The organism is Hyphomonas atlantica corrig. (assembly GCF_017795365.1).
Classification (GTDB): Bacteria; Pseudomonadota; Alphaproteobacteria; order Caulobacterales; family Hyphomonadaceae; genus Hyphomonas; species Hyphomonas atlantica.
In genome coordinates, this window is the sequence record NZ_CP051254.1 from 3,093,967 (window position 1) to 3,109,419 (window position 15,453).

Consider the following 15,453-nt stretch of genomic DNA (forward strand, 5'->3'; position numbering starts at 1 on the left):
GGGCAGGTCGCACACCTGAGCGCTCTAGCGGCGCTCCGATACCTTGAACTCCATGCGCCGGTTCTTCGCCCACGCTTCATAGGTCTCCGCCCGGTCGAGCGGACGGGTTTCTCCATAGCCTACCGCCGTGAGCGCACTTGCATCCACGCCCCGCTCCACCAGATAGTCGCGAACCGCTTCCGCCCGCTGCGTGGAGATGACCTCATTGTAGTCATTCGATCCGCGCGAATCCGTGTGCCCGCCGATTTCAATGGCATAATCATTACACAAGAGCGCCACGCCGCTTACCGCATCCAGCAAGTCTTCGCTGGTTGGTGAGATGATGGCCAGATTACTCTGGAACATGATCGTCCGGTCACGCATCGTATTGTTGAAGGCGGCCTGACAGCGCATGGCATCGATATCACCATTGGAAAGGGAAACCAGAGCGTCCCCGACACCACGCCCTCCCTCTTCAAGTGATATTCCGTTCACGATAAGTGTTACGTCCGGTGCAGCTTCGGCATTCTCTTCGATCGCCGCCCGCCCCGACGCAAACCCTAGCGCCTTCGCCTCGGCGTCAGGGGCGAGCCCCGTCAAAACTGCAATGGGACCACTGGCGTGCAGGCCCATCCAGGGATACCCCGCATCCGGGAATGTCCGCTCCAGCGCCGTTACCCAGTCCGCTCCGTCTGCGGTGCGGCGAATGACTGGCTCAGGCTCCGCAGCGGGGGCCGCCGGCGGGGTCGGTGACACGACAAAGGCTGACCCATCCCAGTAATATTGCCCCTCCGCCAACGGCACGCACTGATTGGACTCGCTCGCCGTCGACACAGGCTCTGCGTCCACCTCCTCGCCGCCACAGGCAACCAGCCCAAGGCAAGCCATCGCGGAGACACTCCCGGCGAACAATCGGTCGAACGTCATTCAGCACTTCCTCATCTGCACCGCATTTCTTGCGGCAACTTGATCCCAGCAGGCAAGTCTCAGGCCAATATCGCGCCTTGTCAAAATACTTCGCGGCAGAGGCGAAGCCCCTGCCTCTATTGCACCTGTTTGTAGACAGTTCCGTCCTTCATGACGAAATCAACATCATGCAGTTCGCCAATATCTTTCAATGGGTCCCCCATGACGGCAATGATGTCGGCATGCTTGCCCGCCGAGATCGTGCCGATCTGATCCGCCATTTCGACATGCTCTGACGCCACGACGGTCGCCGTGCGGATAGCTTCTTCCGGCGTGTAGCCCGCTTCGATCATCAGGTCGAATTCGCCGGCATTATCGCCATGCTTGGACACGCCGGTGTCGGTTCCGAACGCAACCGTTACGCCGCCGGCCCGCGCGCGGCGCAAAGTCTCGACCATCATCGGCCCAATGATCGCAGCTTTTTCACGGCTTGGCGCAGGCAGCCACGGCTCGTTCACCCAGCCCGTCACCGTCGCGCCTGCCAGCACAGTCGGCACCAGCACCGCGTCATGCTCCTTGAACAGGGCCACAGTTTCATCGTCGGTATAGGTGCCGTGTTCGATGGAATCGATGCCCGCATTCAGCGCGGCGATAATGCCGCCCTTGCCATGCGCATGCGCGGTCACCTTGCGACCCATCGAATGCGCCGTCTCGACAATCGCCACCAACTCGTCATCCGTGAACTGCTGTTCCAGACCCGCGCGTGTGTTGGACAGCACCCCGCCCGTCGCGGTGATCTTGATAACGTCGGCGCCTTCCTTGATCTGCTGGCGCACGGCGCGGCGGCAATCATCAGCGCCATTGCAGACATTCTTGCCCGTGAACAAGGCCATGACCTCTGGCGAATAGCCATTCACATCGCCATGCCCGCCGGTCACGCTGATTGCCTGCCCGGATGCGCGGATACGCGGCCCCGGCACATTCCCCTTCGCAATGGCATCCCGCAGTCCGAAAATCGCATTGTTCGACGCGCCGACATCCTGAACCGTCGTGAAGCCCGAGAGCAGCGTGACATAGGCGAATCCTGCGCCATCAAAGGCGGCATCGACATCCGTATCCTCGAACGCCTTGATCCGCTCGTTCGGCCCATTCTCACCGGTGATGTGCACGTGGCTGTCGATTAGTCCGGGCAGCACATAGGCATCTTTCAGGTCGATCAGCTCCGCGCCGCGCGGGGCACGCTGATAGCCCGCCTCCACGGAAACGATCTTGCCGTCTTCCACAGTGATGGTCTGGCGCGTCAAATATCCTTCGCCCGGTTCCGCCAGCACATGCCCGGCATGGATCACGGTCGTATCCGCCATCGCGGCCCCGGTCATCACCGTCGCGAGTGCTGCACCAGTTGCGAGTTTTCTCATTATCTTTGTCATGGGCTTTGCCTCCGTCAGGGTGTCAGGATCATTTTCATCGCGCCATTCTCGCGCGCATCAAACATGCGGTACGCCTCGGCCCCGTCCGATAGCGGCATGTGATGGGTAATCGTGCGTTCCGGCGTCAGCTTGCCAGCCTGCACCAAAGGAATCAATTCCGGCCAATGTTCCGGCACCGAACATGTGCCCGTGCGGAAGGTCAGATTCTTGATGAAGGCCAGTGCCATTGGGAATTTGAAATCCATCGTCTGGTTCACGCCAATACAGGACACCGTGCCCGCAGCCTTCGCAAGTTTCAGAGACAAATGGATCGCCGGATCTGCGCCGACGCATTCCACCACGCTGTCGCACATGCGACCCTTGGTCTGCTCCTGCACGATCTGCGCGGCCTCGCCTGCGTCCAGCGCGATTGCGCCCAGCGCCTCGGCCATTGCGCGTCGCTCCGGCACAAGGTCAACGGCATAAACTTTCGCCGCGCCCATAAGGAACGCGCCTTCCACGGCCATCAGCCCGATCGGTCCGCAGCCGACCACGGCCACCGTCGCGCCGGGTTGAATGTCTGCGCCTTTCAGGCCATGCCAGGCCGTCGGTAAATTGTCCGTCAACAGAACGGCCTGATCGTCGCTGATCCCGTCCGGGATGAGCGCCAGTCCGAAATCAGCCACCGGCACCATCGCATACTCGGCCTGAACACCTTGCAGCCCCGGCCCCAGACCATAGCAACGGCCCGCATGGTTTGCGCATTCATTCATATTGCCGCTCATGCATGGCACACAGCTGCCACACCCGACCGCTGCCGAGATCATGACCCGGTCGCCCGCCTTGAAGCGCGATACGCCACTACCGGTCTCGACCACTTCGCCGACGGCTTCATGACCAACGCAATAGCCAGTCTCTTCACTGAACCCGTGGCCCTGATAGATATGCAGGTCAGACCCGCAGATGCCACAGGCGGTCATTTTCACGATGGCGCTGCGCGTGTCTTCCGGTTTCAGCTCCGGCGCGTCACCATAGGCGATGTCCCGCGTCCCTTGGTACAACAAACCCTTCATGGTGTGTCTCCTCAGGCTGGCAGACGATCAGCGGGATAATGCGGATAGCTCGCCTTCATCACACCGTGGTTCAACAGCATCTCGGCGACTTGCGTCTCACCCGCCGCATCGAAGAAGCGCGTGCGGATCCAGTAATTCTCCACTCGGCGGCTTTCCGACAGCGCCACCACTTCACGACGCAGCACATAGGTTTCGTCCACCAGAAGCGGCCCCTCGATCATGCGGATTTCCAGATCAGCAAACAGGCCGATCGCAGGCTGCTTCACAGGGAACTTCGAATTCCGGTTGGAGTAATTGCCCAGCACACTGACCATTTCCAAGGGCACAACAGGCTTACCCCATTTTGACGCCGACGCATCATGGTAGATGTCCATCGGCTCTGTAATTACCTTCAGCTTGTCGGCCAGCGAAAACGGGTACAGGTTCCCCATATGCTGTTCCGCCCCCATTGTGACCACTTCATCCGCTGCGCCGGTCATGCCGACATGCAGGTCTGACAGGATCACCAGGTCATCTGCCGGGCGCAGCTTCGCCATACGGCCTTCCAGCAGGGTCTCGCCATGATCCGGCCCGATGGACGCGCTGGCCTCCAAGACCGGCGTACCGTCTTCCTTGAAAGCCCGGCACATTGTCCGTGTCGCGCCGGCCTCCGGGCGGTCCACTTCGACACGCACCTTCTCGCCTTCGAACACCATGTTCAGGAAGTGGCTGGAGAAGCAGCCGCGCTCCAGCCACGCATCTCCCCAGATTTCAACCAGATACGGCACGAACTGAGAGAAATGCGTTGGCCCTTCAATAGGTCCGGCCTTGATGCCGAGACGCTCGGCTTCGCTGTCATCGTGCAGGCTCTTGTGCCCATCATAGGACTGGTCCTGCAGCATCTGTGCGGGCGCGCGCAGCGGCCCCTTGATCGTCTCTGTCATGTTTCCTCCGTCCTTATCGTCTCTTATCTTTCTTGTTCGGGCAAGTTCTGGGGCCGCGCCATGAATCCGGTCTGGCTGGCGGTGGTCAGAAGCATCCCGGATTCATCGAACTGGTGAAGCGTGCCGTGAGCTACGCCGGACGCAAAGCCGGACATACGCGTCACATTCAGCACCCAGTCGGATTTCGCAGTCGCATGCATGCGAACCGTATTGTCCAGGCTGCGCCCGCCGCGCGTCTTCGAATGGGCGCCCAGAAAAAAGTCTGACATCAGCGCCAGCAAGGGCGCATCGGGAATGCCGGTATCGCGAACCCGCACCCAGACATATTCCTCGCCGGTCTCGTCATTTTGATACGCCTCTCGCCGTTCGATATGTCCCGCCAAATTGTCCGGCCGGGCAAAGGGAATGTCCCGGCTCGGCGCACAATCCATCGGTGCCGGGACCTCCGGCATCTGAACAAATTGATGCTGCGGTCCATCGGTCACGCCGCCCAGCGCCGCCGCCATATGCACGACCATCCGCCCATTGTCCGTCAAATCCGCCACGGCCTGCGTGGCAGATCGGCCCTCAGCAAAGCGCGTAACATGAATGTCGAGATCCGCGCCCAATCCCGTCGCACCGGCGAACTGGACCGTTGCCCACAGCAAGGGAAGATCGGTCGCGACCTGCAACGCATGGATACAAGCCGCCATCGATACACCGCCCATCAGGAATTGGCTCTCATAAGGGCCAACACAAGCCGCCTGCGGAACCGTATAGGTGAACCGGTCAGGGTCCACCGCCGATTGCGACGGCACCCAGAATGCGTCGCGTGCGTGTTCGCCGTCAGCCATCCAATTCCTTCCCGCTTGATGCGCCGCGCTTCGGGTCCAGCCGCGTGGCCACAACCGCCAATGCCAGCAGTGCCCCCGACATGACCAGCGCCATCGTCGCCGTGCCGGACCAACCCCAGATTTCGTAGACGCTTGTCCCCAGCCAGCTGCCGAGCCCACCGCCGATGAACATCAGGATGATGTAAGCCGTCATCAGCCGCGTCCGCACATCAGGCGGCTGGCTCAGGAACGTCATCCGCCCCGTCACATCAATCAACGGGCCAACCACATTCATCAGCATCAGCGGCACAAGCAGCGTCCAGACATTGTGGCCCAGCACGCCCAGCAGGCAGACGCCCGTAAACTGGACGAGACCCACAACAGCCCGCAGCCGGCGCGGACCGATCCGGTCGGCCCATTGGCCAAGGATCGGCGTGGTGAACATGTTTATCAGGCCGAGCGCTGCCAGATACCCGACCACATCTGCGCCATACCCCATCTCCGGACTGGTCAGGTACAGGCCAAGTCCCAGCCATACGGCCAGGAAAATGCCGAACGCCAGCCCCTGCATCGTGCCGGACAATACCACTTCGGGGTGGCGTCGCACGACGGGAAACAGGGACAGGATCAAGGAAACATAGCCCTGCCGTTCACCTTCAGCACTTCGTTTCTGGCGCGCATCCATGATCCGGGGCAAAAGCAGCGTCACCGCAGCCATGAGCGCGGTGGCAACATAATACACGCTGCGCCAGCCATAATGCTCGCCCAGCCAGCCGCCGCCCACCCGCGCGACCAGGATGCCGCTGATCACGCCTGTCGTCAGCGTCGCGGTAGTCTGCCCCAGCCGGGCCAGCGACACACGCTTCGACGCATAGGCTGGCAAAAGGTAGGGGGTGATCGTCGAGAAGCCGAGAAAGGTCGAGCCCGCCACGAAGACGCGGAAATCCGTCGCGAACGCCATCGCCGCCATGCCCACGAACTGCCCCGCCGCGAATATGGTGGCGAGCGTCCGATTGCTGAACCGGTCGCCCAAGGGCAGCAACAGGAAGATGCCGAATGCCAGCGCGATCTGGTTGAGCGCGGGAACAAGTCCGATCTCGGAAGCGGACACGCCGAAATCATCTGCCACAAGCGCGATGATCGGGTGGATATAGTAGGCGTTCGCCGTCACCACCGCGCAGGCAAGCGTCAGCAGCCACAAATCGCGGCGGCTCAGCTGTCGGTAGTCAGCCTCGCTGCCCGGCTGGCCGGGCGGCACAGAACTCACCCGGGCATCCCGGCACGACGCGCATATTCAGCCGCAAACTTTGCCAGCGGCACAACCCGCGCCGCATTCGACTCGGCATTCGCGCTGTTGGCGGTGCCATCGCGTACGCGGCCAATGATGCCCTGCAGAATGCCCGCAAGACGGAAGCCATTGTACGCAAAGTAATAGTCAAGCTCCGGCAGGCCATCGCGGCCCGTATGCTTGCAGTAGAGATCGACATATTCGTCCATCGTCGGAATACCCCAGGCCTTGAGGTCATCAATCGCCATGATCGAGCCGCGCGAGGAATCGCCTGGCGGCATCACCCAGTTCATCAAGTGATAGGAGAAGTCCGCCAGCGGGTCGCCCAGCGTGCAAAGCTCCCAGTCCAGCACAGCGATCACGCGCGGCTCGGTCGGGTGCAGCACCATATTGTCGAGGCGATAATCCCCGTGCACGATCGTGGTCTTGTCGCCCGGCGGGATGTTGTTCGGCAGCCATTCGATCAGCTGTTCCATCTCCGGGATGTGCTGGGTCTCGGACGCTTTGTACTGCTTGGTCCAGCGATGGATCTGGCGGGCCACATAGTCGCCCTCCTTGCCGAAGCCTTCGAGGCCCGCAGCGCGCCAGTCGACATTGTGCAGGTCCGCAAAGGTCTTCACCTTCGCCTCATAGATCGCACGGCGTTCGGCCGGCTCGTAATCCGGCAAGGTGCCATCCCACAGGATGCGGCCTTCCACCATGTCCATGACATAGAACATCGTGCCGACCACACTCTCATCGGTGCACAGGCCGTAGGGCCGCGCCACAGGATAGCCGAGGGGGTAGAGGGCGGAAATCACACGATATTCCCGGTCAACGGCATGGGCGCTCGGCAACAACTTGCCGGGCGGCTTGCGGCGCATGACGTATTTCTTGTTCGGCGTCACCAGCTGATAGGTCGGGTTGGACTGGCCACCCTTGAACTGGCGCACTTCGAGCGGGCCTTCATAGCCCTCGACATTCGCCTCCATCCACGCAGCGAGCTTAGCCTCATCGAATTTGTGAGTGTCCGCGACAGGCTTGGTGCCTGTGAACAATTCCTCAGCGGTTTCTCCCTCGGCCATTTTTCGCCCTCTTTTCTACAATTTTGCCTGCCACAACATACTCACGGCTTACGCGACGCCAAGGCCTTCCGCGACGTCCGCACCGGCCAATCCGATTGAAAGGCTCGCATCATGCGAAACATGGAGACCCTCGCCCGAACCCTCGCCTATCTTGTGATCGGCCTGCTGACCCTGATGGCCATCATCTTCGTCGTCCTTGCCCGTGAACTGATTCTGGCAGCCCGCCAGCTGAAACGATGGCTCTCCCCCGCGGACCTTTCGCCGCGCCGCCCCCGTGTCCACTCGCTCGAAAGCCCGCCTGCCGATGCGCCATTTCCTGATTCTGTTATCCCTCTTCTGCCTGCCGCACTTCTCCCAGGCCGAGGCGATTGATCCAGACCGCCTGATCCGCCCGGATCTTCTGGAACAGGCAATCGGTGCGCTCCATGAACACGCCGCTCACGCCAGTTCGGAGCGTCTGGTCGTCGTCGACTACAGCCTGCATTCCGCGCAAAAGCGCCTCTTCGTGGTCGACCTCGAAACCGGCCTCGTCAACGCCTTCCGCACGACGCACGGTCGGGGCTCCGACAAGGATCATGACGGCTATTTGGAGAAATTCTCGGACATACCCGGCTCCGGCGCGAGCCCGGAAGGCGCCTTCCTGACCGCTGAAAAATATCAGGGCCGGCACGGCCGGTCCCTGCGCCTTGACGGGCTGGACGAGACAAACGCCAATGCGCGCCGCCGCGCCATCGTCATCCATGCCGCCGACTATGCAGAACCGGGCATGATCGACAGGTATGGCAAACTCGGCCGGTCTCTCGGCTGCATCGTCTTCTCCCGCGCCGACCTCGACGCGTTCATGATCCTTGTCCCGCAAGGCACGTTGATCTTCGTTGGGCGCTAAGCCCCCCGGAAAGTGCTTGTCACCCCCCATTCCCGGCTTAAAGTGCATGATTGGGGGACGAAAACATGCTGGCAGACGACGCGTCTGATCATCTTGGGACAAATTGTGCGAGGCCGGACGCCTCGTGAAATTTCCGTTTGCCCTGCCCCGTCTACGACGTAAGCCAGCGCGTGTTGATCCACCATCCTCGCCGCCCATTGAAACGCCCCCGACCGTACCATCCGCCGCGCCCGGACCCACCCCGCTGGAGCGGCTCAATCGCTGGCTGACCCTCGGCGCGAATATTGGCGTGCTGCTGGGCCTTGTCGTCCTGATTGTGGAAGTGCGCCAGAACGCGGCTCTGACACGCGCGGCGATGGACCAGCAGAAGAATGACTTGCTGGCTCAAATCGAGTTCAACATCGCCAAGCCGGAGATGTCGGCCATCTGGATCAAGGCGATCCGTACGCCGGAAGCCTTGAGCGACACCGAAAACCAGGCGGCTGGCAGCGTCCTCGTCGCGATCATGCTGCAATGGGACCAGATGTTCATGATGCGCGATGCCGGGCTGATCTCGGACGAGCGCGTGCGCCAGCACATCGCGAACACGGCCCCCTTCTATTTCGGATCGCGGTTCGCCAAACACTGGTGGGCGCTGCAGGCCCCCGGCTGGGAAGGCACGGCCATGCAAAGGGACGCCGGCCCGATCATCGCCGCCCTCGATGAGGATTTCCTCGTAGGGTACATGGACTCACTGAAGTTACCGGCAGACGCAACGGCCAGCGAGACAGATGAGGACGCGCCGGAATGACGTTGGAGCAGCTCTATTTCATTGCCGGGATTGTCTCGTCGGTTGCGGTGATTGCGTCACTGATCTTTGTCGGTTTCCAGTTGAGACACTCTGCCGACCAGCAGCGCATCGCGACCGCGGTTGGCTATTACGACATCTTCCGCGACCATATGAAGATCCTCAGCGAAGCCGGAATGGTCGATCTGTTCCTGCGAGGGCTGGACACGGATCCACAGGAGTTTGAAGCCGCGGACAGGACGCGCCTCAACGTATTCTACACAATGGTCACACGCGGCTATCAGGTGATGCATTATCAGGCCCGCAAGAAGGTCTTCGAGGAAGACTTCTGGCGACATTCGCAAAACCATTTTCGCGACCATCTGGCTTCCAAATATTATCAGGGCTTCTGGAAGGCGCGGCGCCACCACTTCCCGCCAAGCTTCCGCAAGCTTGTCGACGAACTGATCAAAGCCGGGCCGACCGCGCCGCTTCTGGAGATGGAGCCATGACCCTCGAACAAGCCGCCCTCATTGCACAGATTATCGGCGTCGTCGTTGTGGCAGCGACGCTCATCTATCTTGCCCTGCAGGTGCACCAGGGCGCGCAGCAGATGCGCTCCGAAAGCCGTCAGGCGCAGCTCACCTATGACCAGACCGGCGTCTACAAATTCGTCGACTACCCGGAACTGGGCCGCATCTTCTCGCAGACCGAAACGCCGAGCTTCGAGGAGAAGACCAAGCTGTTTTTCTGGATGATCGGCCAGATGCGGGCGCGCGAATATGAGTGGCTGCAATACCAGAACGGCGCGATCACGAAGGAGTCGTGGGAGACGTATCAGGGCGTCATTTATTTCGTCCTCGGCACGCCGCGCGGACGTGCCCTGTGGCAGCTCTGCCGGGGCTATTTCAATGCCGGGTTCGCGGACATGGTCGACGGCATGGTGCGAGACGTGCCCCCGATTGATCTGTGGGACCAGTTGCAGGCTGTGGAGTAGACTGAGCATGATCCTCCGCCGCCTGACCACCGCACTGCGAAAGCAGGATTGGGTCACCGTTCTGATCGAGACGCTAATTGTCGTGCTTGGTGTGTTTCTCGGCCTTCAGGTCAATAATTGGAATAGCGCGCGGGCAGACCGGGAGCTGGGTAAACAATACACGACTCGCCTGGTCGCCGACCTTGAACAGGACCTGGCCGGCAATCTGATCCTGCGCGCCTATTATGATCAGGTGCTCGCCAGTGTCGCAGAGGCTGATCGGCTGTTGGACAGCCCCGATGCAAATCCGAAGGATCTCGTTGCCGCCGCTTACCGGGCGAGCGAGTTCGGCAACAATCCGACCGACCGGGCGACGTGGGATCAGATCGTCTCTTCCGGGCATCTCGGCCTGCTGCCGAGCCAGGAGGTGGCGGATGGATTGTCAGAGTATTACAAGTTTCAGGATCTGAACGACGAGACCAATAGCCTGCTGCAGGGTACGCCCTACAGGTTTGCAGTCCGGGCACTCATTCCGCTGCCACTCCAGCTGGCGATCAGGGAAGGGTGCAGTGACACGGTAGACGAAGCCGGCATCATTACCGGTTTTGTAGCGGAGTGTCGTATAGATGTGGATGAGGCCGTGCTCGAGGCAGCAGCACTTGAACTGAAATCTTCGCCATCAATTCGGGAAGCCTTGCGCCACCAGTATTCCATGGTTGCCACCGTGCGCAATAATATTGACGGAAACATCGCCACCCTCGAGATCGTCATTGACGGGCTTCGCAATGATGGGGTCACCCCATGATCCTCCGCCGTCTCACCAATGCGATCCGCAGGCGGGACTGGTTCACGGTCGTCATCGAAACGCTGATCGTCGTGCTCGGCGTGTTCCTCGGCCTCCAGCTCGGCAACTGGAACGAGGCTCGCGCCGAGCGGGCGCAGGAAACGGAACTCCTCCGCGCACTGCATCAGGAAATCGAGACATCCATCCGCCTCACCGATCAGAAAGTCGATGCCATCCAGCAGGTGGTCGCTGCCGGCAAGCGCTCGCTTGATTTCCTTGAGTCAGACGAAAGCTGCGGTGATGAGTGCTGGAATGTGCTGGTCGATTTCTTTCACGCCTCGCAGTGGCAATCTATCGAGGTCGACCGGTCCACCTATGACGAAATGCGCCGGCAGGGCTTTCCTCGCTCTCGCGACATCGTCGACGTGGTCGAAGGCTACCTTGCCCAGAATGCCACCCTGTCAATCACCAACGAGATGCCTGCCTATCGCTCCCGCGTACGCCAGCTCATCCCGTTCGACGCGCAGGAATTCTACTGGGATAATTGTTACATCCTGAACGACGGTGCCGAGACCTACATTCTCGATTGCGCGAAAGGCATCAGCGACAAAGCCGCCGAGCGCGCTGTCGGAAGAATTGCCGACACGCCTGACATCCCGCTCCTTCTCACTGAATGGGTCGGCCTCCACACCGCTACTCCAGCTGATCTCATAGTCCAGAACCAGACAGCAGAAATCGCCCTGGAGGTAATCGAAGCCGAACTGGAGCGCCGCCAGTGATCCTCCAGCGCCTCGCCACCTCCATCCGGAAGCAGGACTGGTTCACCGTCATCATCGAAACGCTGATTGTCGTTTTCGGCGTCTTCATCGGTCTGCAGGTGAACAACTGGAACGAGGCGCGGAAGGATCGTCTTGAGGCCGAGACCTCGCGTGAGCGGCTGATTGCGGATCTCCATGCTGATCTGGATGCCTTTGCGGTTCGTCGGCAATGGTACGCGGAGGTCCAGGAAGCCGCTCTGCGCGTGGATGATGCGCTGCGGTCCGATCCGCCCGAAACGATTGATGAAACGTGGGGATTTGTCCTGGACAGCTGGATTGCCGGTGGCGAATGGCCGTTCGAGCCGTCGGCGCAGATTTACAGGGAACTTCAGAATTCCGGTGATCTCGACCTCATTGCCAGCGGATCGATGCAGCGCCGACTGCGCGACTATTATGAAGACTCGGTCAACGAGATTGAAACGCTGACGATATTCCAGTCGGGATATCGCGACCTGTCGCGCCAATTGATCGAAGGCCGCGTCGGTATGGTCATTGGTGACTGTCTCTCCTCGGCAGCCAGTCCCGAACCCAGCCAACCGGGTGCAAATCCGGATTCATTCTACGAAAACTGTCCGCCGCCAGAAGATTTTTCTCTCGTTTCGCACTCAGCCGAAAATCTGCGGGAGTCCGAGGCGCTTCGATTGCAGCTGAATTTCCAGCTGAGCAAACTTGCGTGGCTGCCGTCGTTTCTTGATTACCTTGATCGACAAGCCGCGTCGCTGGTGTCTGATCTGGAGGCAACGCGATGATCCTCCGGCACCGATCCGAACGGATGCTGACCCGACATTGCCCGATATCGCTACTGACTCTCGTCAGCATATGACTAAAGTACGAAAAAATGATTCCGCGGACTGCCCGCGCCCCGACACCAAGGAGTGACCATGACCACGAGACATTCGCTTTTCGCCCTTTCTGCACTGCTGGGCGCAAGCTGCCTGACGCCCGTCGCTGTCGCGCAGGAGCGCACCGAAGACGAATTGAAAGCGCGCGAGATCTACGCCGAGGTCGTCTCGATCCGGTCTGCCCGTGGGCAGGAAAATGTACCGGAAGTCTTCGAATACCTGATGAGCGAACTGTCTGCCGCCGGGTTTGCCGACGAAGACATGAAGGTCACAAACTACGAAAACAATGGCGAGGCTACACAGGGCCTAATGGTCTGGTACCGGGCCGAAGACCCTGTGAAGGCACCCATCGTTCTGCTCGCCCATGCGGATGTGGTCGATGCGCTGGCCGAGGATTGGGTTCGGGCGCCGTATGAACTGATTGAGGAAGACGGCTATTTCTTCGGGCGCGGAACCGCTGACAACAAGTATGGTGTGACCAATCTGGTCCAAACGTTCATTCGCCTGAAAAACGAAGGCTGGAAGCCGAACCGTGACATTGTCATGGTGCTGTCCGGTGATGAAGAGACCGGTATGGTCTCAACCCGCGGTCAGGCCCAATATGTCCATGAGCATATCAAGCCGGAATTCGTGCTGAACGCCGATGCGGGCGGTCTGGCACTCGGACCAAATGGCCAGCCACTATATTACGGCGTACAGGGCGCTGAAAAGACCTATGCAACCTGGGAGCTGACCGTGACCAACCCGGGTGGTCACTCATCTACTCCGCGCGCGGACAATGCAATCTACGAACTCTCCGAGGCGATCCTGAAAATTCGGGACCACACATTCCCGGTCATGTCGAGCGAACTGACACGCGCATCGCTCCGCATCGGCGGGCGCCAGCGGCTCGACAAACTCGGTCAGGCGATGCGGGACTTTGCCGATGACCCGTCCAATGAAGACGCGATCGCGGTACTGCGCGCCAATCCGGCAACCGTCGGCACCATCGGCACCACTTGCGTGGCAACCATGCTGCGCGGTGGACATGCCGAAAACGCACTGCCGCAATCCGCCACCGTCACCGTCAATTGCCGCATCTTCCCGGGGGTCGGCATTGAGGCGACCGAGGCCACACTGAAAGACGTCATCGACAATGAAGGCGTGAAGTTCGAATTGATCTCCGACCTTGTTGAAAGCCCGGAATCCATCCTGCGCGAAGACGTGACCAACGCAATCAAGGCCTCGCTCGCAGAGCGCGGTGTCGAGGTGCCGATCCTGCCGCACATGTCATCGGGCGGCACGGATGGCATGCATTATCGCAATCTCGGCTATGACACGGTCGGCATATCAGCGGCGGCCGCCAAGCAGAACGATACGTTCGCTCATGGCCTGAATGAACGCCTTCCCGTTGCGAGCTTCTATGACGGGCTCGATCATTGGTCCATTATCCTGAAAGACCTTGCCGGGTCGGAGAATTAAATCCACGAAAGACCGGGGCCCCGTCGGTCGAATTTTTGTATGGGTCGCTGCTGGCTGCGGGACGCGTGACTTTCCGCAGCTGCATATGCTCCAGGCGCTCGTGCAACATTACCCAAACTTCACCCATCACGAAGGCGTGAGGCCCTTTGCCCTCGCGCTTGGCGCGCCTACATCAACTGTGTCGAAGAGACCCTGTTCGCTGTGGTGCACCGTCCCCCCCCAGCCCACAGCGAACTGCCCGTCATGTCAGCCCACAGTGCCCCCTTACTGATGACATGACGGGCTCCCTTTTCGCCGGCCAGACACATCCTTCGCGAGACTCCCCCCTGCTTTTGTGCTAGTTTCCCCCGTCAACCATTGGCGTGGAAACCATCCGTGCTCTGTTCGTCGAGCCCATTACAGGCTTTCGGGCAGCGACCTTCACAAGGTCGGGAGGATTGGCTTTGACCCTCAATGACGCCTATCTCGTCTCCCAGATCATTGCCTCGGTCGCCGTCATCCTGTCGCTGATCGCGGTAATCATCTCCATTCGCCAGAACACGCGGGCCCAGCGCACCGCATCCGTCCAGTCGCTTACCGCAGCCATTGCCGCGATAAACGTGCCGGGCATGGCCGCGCCTGACATGGGCCTGGCGCTCGCATCCGCCTGCCGGGACTGGTCCACAGCCACCCGGGACGAGCGCATCCTCGCCCACTATTTCCTGTTTTCCTTCTTCAAGCTGTGCGAGCAGGCTTGGTACCAGCATCAGGCCGACGCGCTGGATGGTGACCAGTGGAAAGGCTGGGAAAGCTCGATCCTGCGCTTCTACCACAGCCCCGGCGTGAAAAGTGGCTGGTGGCCGAACCGTTACGTGGCGTTCTCTCCCGCCTTCCAGCAATTCCTCGTCTGCAGCACAGAGCCCCGCACCCATGCAGGCGCCTCGCTCTACGCCCTGTTCGAAGGCGCGCCTTCGCCTTCCCCCGCACCTGCCAGCTGCTGACCGGCGCTGCATGAAACTTTCGACACACCGACGGATTTTCGCGCCGCGTCCGTTTCATCCCTGACAGACCAACAGAGGAGAAACACCATGCCTGCCCTGTCTCCCGTCCGCATCGCCCTGCTGGGCGCCCTGACCCTTGCCGCAGCCGGCACCGCCTCAGCCGGTGAATGGCGGCTCGACCCGTCCCGTTGTCCCGATTTACGCGAAGACCGCATCGACCAACGTGTTGACTATGGACGCGCTGACCGGCGCGAGGACATCCGCGACATGCGGGAAGTCAATTGTCCCGCATCCGCCTGGACGTACGTTCCGTCTCGGGGTGAACGCGTGACCCGCAAAATGACCTATACCGGGCCAAAGAAAATATATGTCGGGCACCACGGCTATTATCACCGTCCCACGCCTATGAAGGGTAAACCCCAGCCCGACATCGCGCTGATCAATATCGTCATCCGGTAGCGCACCCACCCCCTTGCGTTCGCGGTG

The 15,453-nt window shown here is 60.6% G+C and carries 18 protein-coding genes; 11 read left to right on the forward strand and 7 right to left on the reverse strand.

What is annotated here, in order from left to right:
- Positions 1-24: 24 nt before the first annotated feature.
- From HF931_RS14835 to HF931_RS14865, 7 genes are all read right to left on the reverse strand, one after another.
- Entirely contained in the window at positions 25-906 is an 882-nt protein-coding gene (locus HF931_RS14835; RefSeq protein ID WP_273014687.1) for an OmpA family protein, read from the reverse strand.
- 116 nt (positions 907-1,022) lie between these two features.
- A complete protein-coding gene (locus HF931_RS14840) occupies positions 1,023-2,315 on the reverse strand; it encodes a metal-dependent hydrolase family protein (RefSeq protein ID WP_273240769.1) in 1,293 nt (430 codons plus the stop codon).
- Positions 2,316-2,329: 14 nt separating this feature from the next.
- Positions 2,330-3,367 carry an alcohol dehydrogenase catalytic domain-containing protein gene (locus HF931_RS14845; RefSeq protein ID WP_273240771.1) on the reverse strand — a complete coding sequence of 346 codons (1,038 nt, stop codon included), beginning with the start codon at positions 3,365-3,367 and terminating at the stop codon, positions 2,330-2,332.
- A gap of 11 nt (positions 3,368-3,378) precedes the next feature.
- Entirely contained in the window at positions 3,379-4,290 is a 912-nt protein-coding gene (locus tag HF931_RS14850; protein WP_273240773.1) for a hotdog family protein, read from the reverse strand.
- Between the two features lie 23 nt (positions 4,291-4,313).
- Positions 4,314-5,123, reverse strand: a complete 810-nt coding sequence (locus HF931_RS14855) for an acyl-CoA thioesterase (protein WP_273240775.1) — start codon at positions 5,121-5,123, stop codon at positions 4,314-4,316.
- Positions 5,116-6,369, reverse strand: a complete 1,254-nt coding sequence (locus HF931_RS14860; RefSeq protein WP_273240777.1) for an MFS transporter — start codon at positions 6,367-6,369, stop codon at positions 5,116-5,118. The genes HF931_RS14855 and HF931_RS14860 overlap by 8 nt, the downstream gene beginning before the upstream one ends.
- Entirely contained in the window at positions 6,366-7,454 is a 1,089-nt protein-coding gene (locus HF931_RS14865; protein WP_035549422.1) for a phosphotransferase family protein, read from the reverse strand. Before HF931_RS14865 ends, HF931_RS14860 begins: the two co-directional genes overlap by 4 nt.
- A gap of 111 nt (positions 7,455-7,565) precedes the next feature.
- On the opposite strand from HF931_RS14865, the gene HF931_RS14870 reads away from it, so the two are divergent.
- The 11 genes from HF931_RS14870 to HF931_RS14920 all read left to right on the forward strand — a co-directional run bounded on the left by HF931_RS14870 (position 7,566) and on the right by HF931_RS14920 (position 15,426).
- Entirely contained in the window at positions 7,566-7,826 is a 261-nt protein-coding gene (locus tag HF931_RS14870; protein ID WP_273240779.1) for a hypothetical protein, read from the forward strand.
- Positions 7,759-8,340, forward strand: a complete 582-nt coding sequence (locus HF931_RS14875; protein ID WP_273240781.1) for a murein L,D-transpeptidase catalytic domain family protein — start codon at positions 7,759-7,761, stop codon at positions 8,338-8,340. Before HF931_RS14870 ends, HF931_RS14875 begins: the two co-directional genes overlap by 68 nt.
- 124 nt (positions 8,341-8,464) lie before the next feature.
- Positions 8,465-9,130 (forward strand): hypothetical protein, encoded by a 666-nt coding sequence (locus HF931_RS14880; RefSeq protein ID WP_155841716.1) that lies wholly within the window; start codon positions 8,465-8,467, stop codon positions 9,128-9,130.
- Positions 9,127-9,618 carry a hypothetical protein gene (locus HF931_RS14885; RefSeq protein WP_035549414.1) on the forward strand — a complete coding sequence of 164 codons (492 nt, stop codon included), beginning with the start codon at positions 9,127-9,129 and terminating at the stop codon, positions 9,616-9,618. Before HF931_RS14880 ends, HF931_RS14885 begins: the two co-directional genes overlap by 4 nt.
- Positions 9,615-10,103, forward strand: a complete 489-nt coding sequence (locus tag HF931_RS14890; protein ID WP_273240784.1) for a hypothetical protein — start codon at positions 9,615-9,617, stop codon at positions 10,101-10,103. The genes HF931_RS14885 and HF931_RS14890 overlap by 4 nt, the downstream gene beginning before the upstream one ends.
- Before the next feature lie 7 nt (positions 10,104-10,110).
- Positions 10,111-10,887 (forward strand): hypothetical protein, encoded by a 777-nt coding sequence (locus HF931_RS14895; RefSeq protein ID WP_273240786.1) that lies wholly within the window; start codon positions 10,111-10,113, stop codon positions 10,885-10,887.
- Complete coding sequence (locus HF931_RS14900) at positions 10,884-11,645, forward strand: hypothetical protein (protein ID WP_273240787.1); 762 nt, start codon at positions 10,884-10,886, stop codon at positions 11,643-11,645. Before HF931_RS14895 ends, HF931_RS14900 begins: the two co-directional genes overlap by 4 nt.
- Positions 11,642-12,433, forward strand: a complete 792-nt coding sequence (locus tag HF931_RS14905) for a hypothetical protein (protein ID WP_273240789.1) — start codon at positions 11,642-11,644, stop codon at positions 12,431-12,433. The genes HF931_RS14900 and HF931_RS14905 overlap by 4 nt, the downstream gene beginning before the upstream one ends.
- A gap of 132 nt (positions 12,434-12,565) precedes the next feature.
- Entirely contained in the window at positions 12,566-13,987 is a 1,422-nt protein-coding gene (locus HF931_RS14910) for a M20/M25/M40 family metallo-hydrolase (protein ID WP_273240791.1), read from the forward strand.
- A gap of 443 nt (positions 13,988-14,430) precedes the next feature.
- Positions 14,431-14,967 (forward strand): hypothetical protein, encoded by a 537-nt coding sequence (locus tag HF931_RS14915; protein WP_273240793.1) that lies wholly within the window; start codon positions 14,431-14,433, stop codon positions 14,965-14,967.
- 87 nt (positions 14,968-15,054) lie between these two features.
- Positions 15,055-15,426, forward strand: coding sequence for a hypothetical protein (locus HF931_RS14920; protein WP_273014269.1), 372 nt, complete (start codon positions 15,055-15,057; stop codon positions 15,424-15,426).
- The last annotated feature ends 27 nt before the right edge of the window (positions 15,427-15,453 follow it).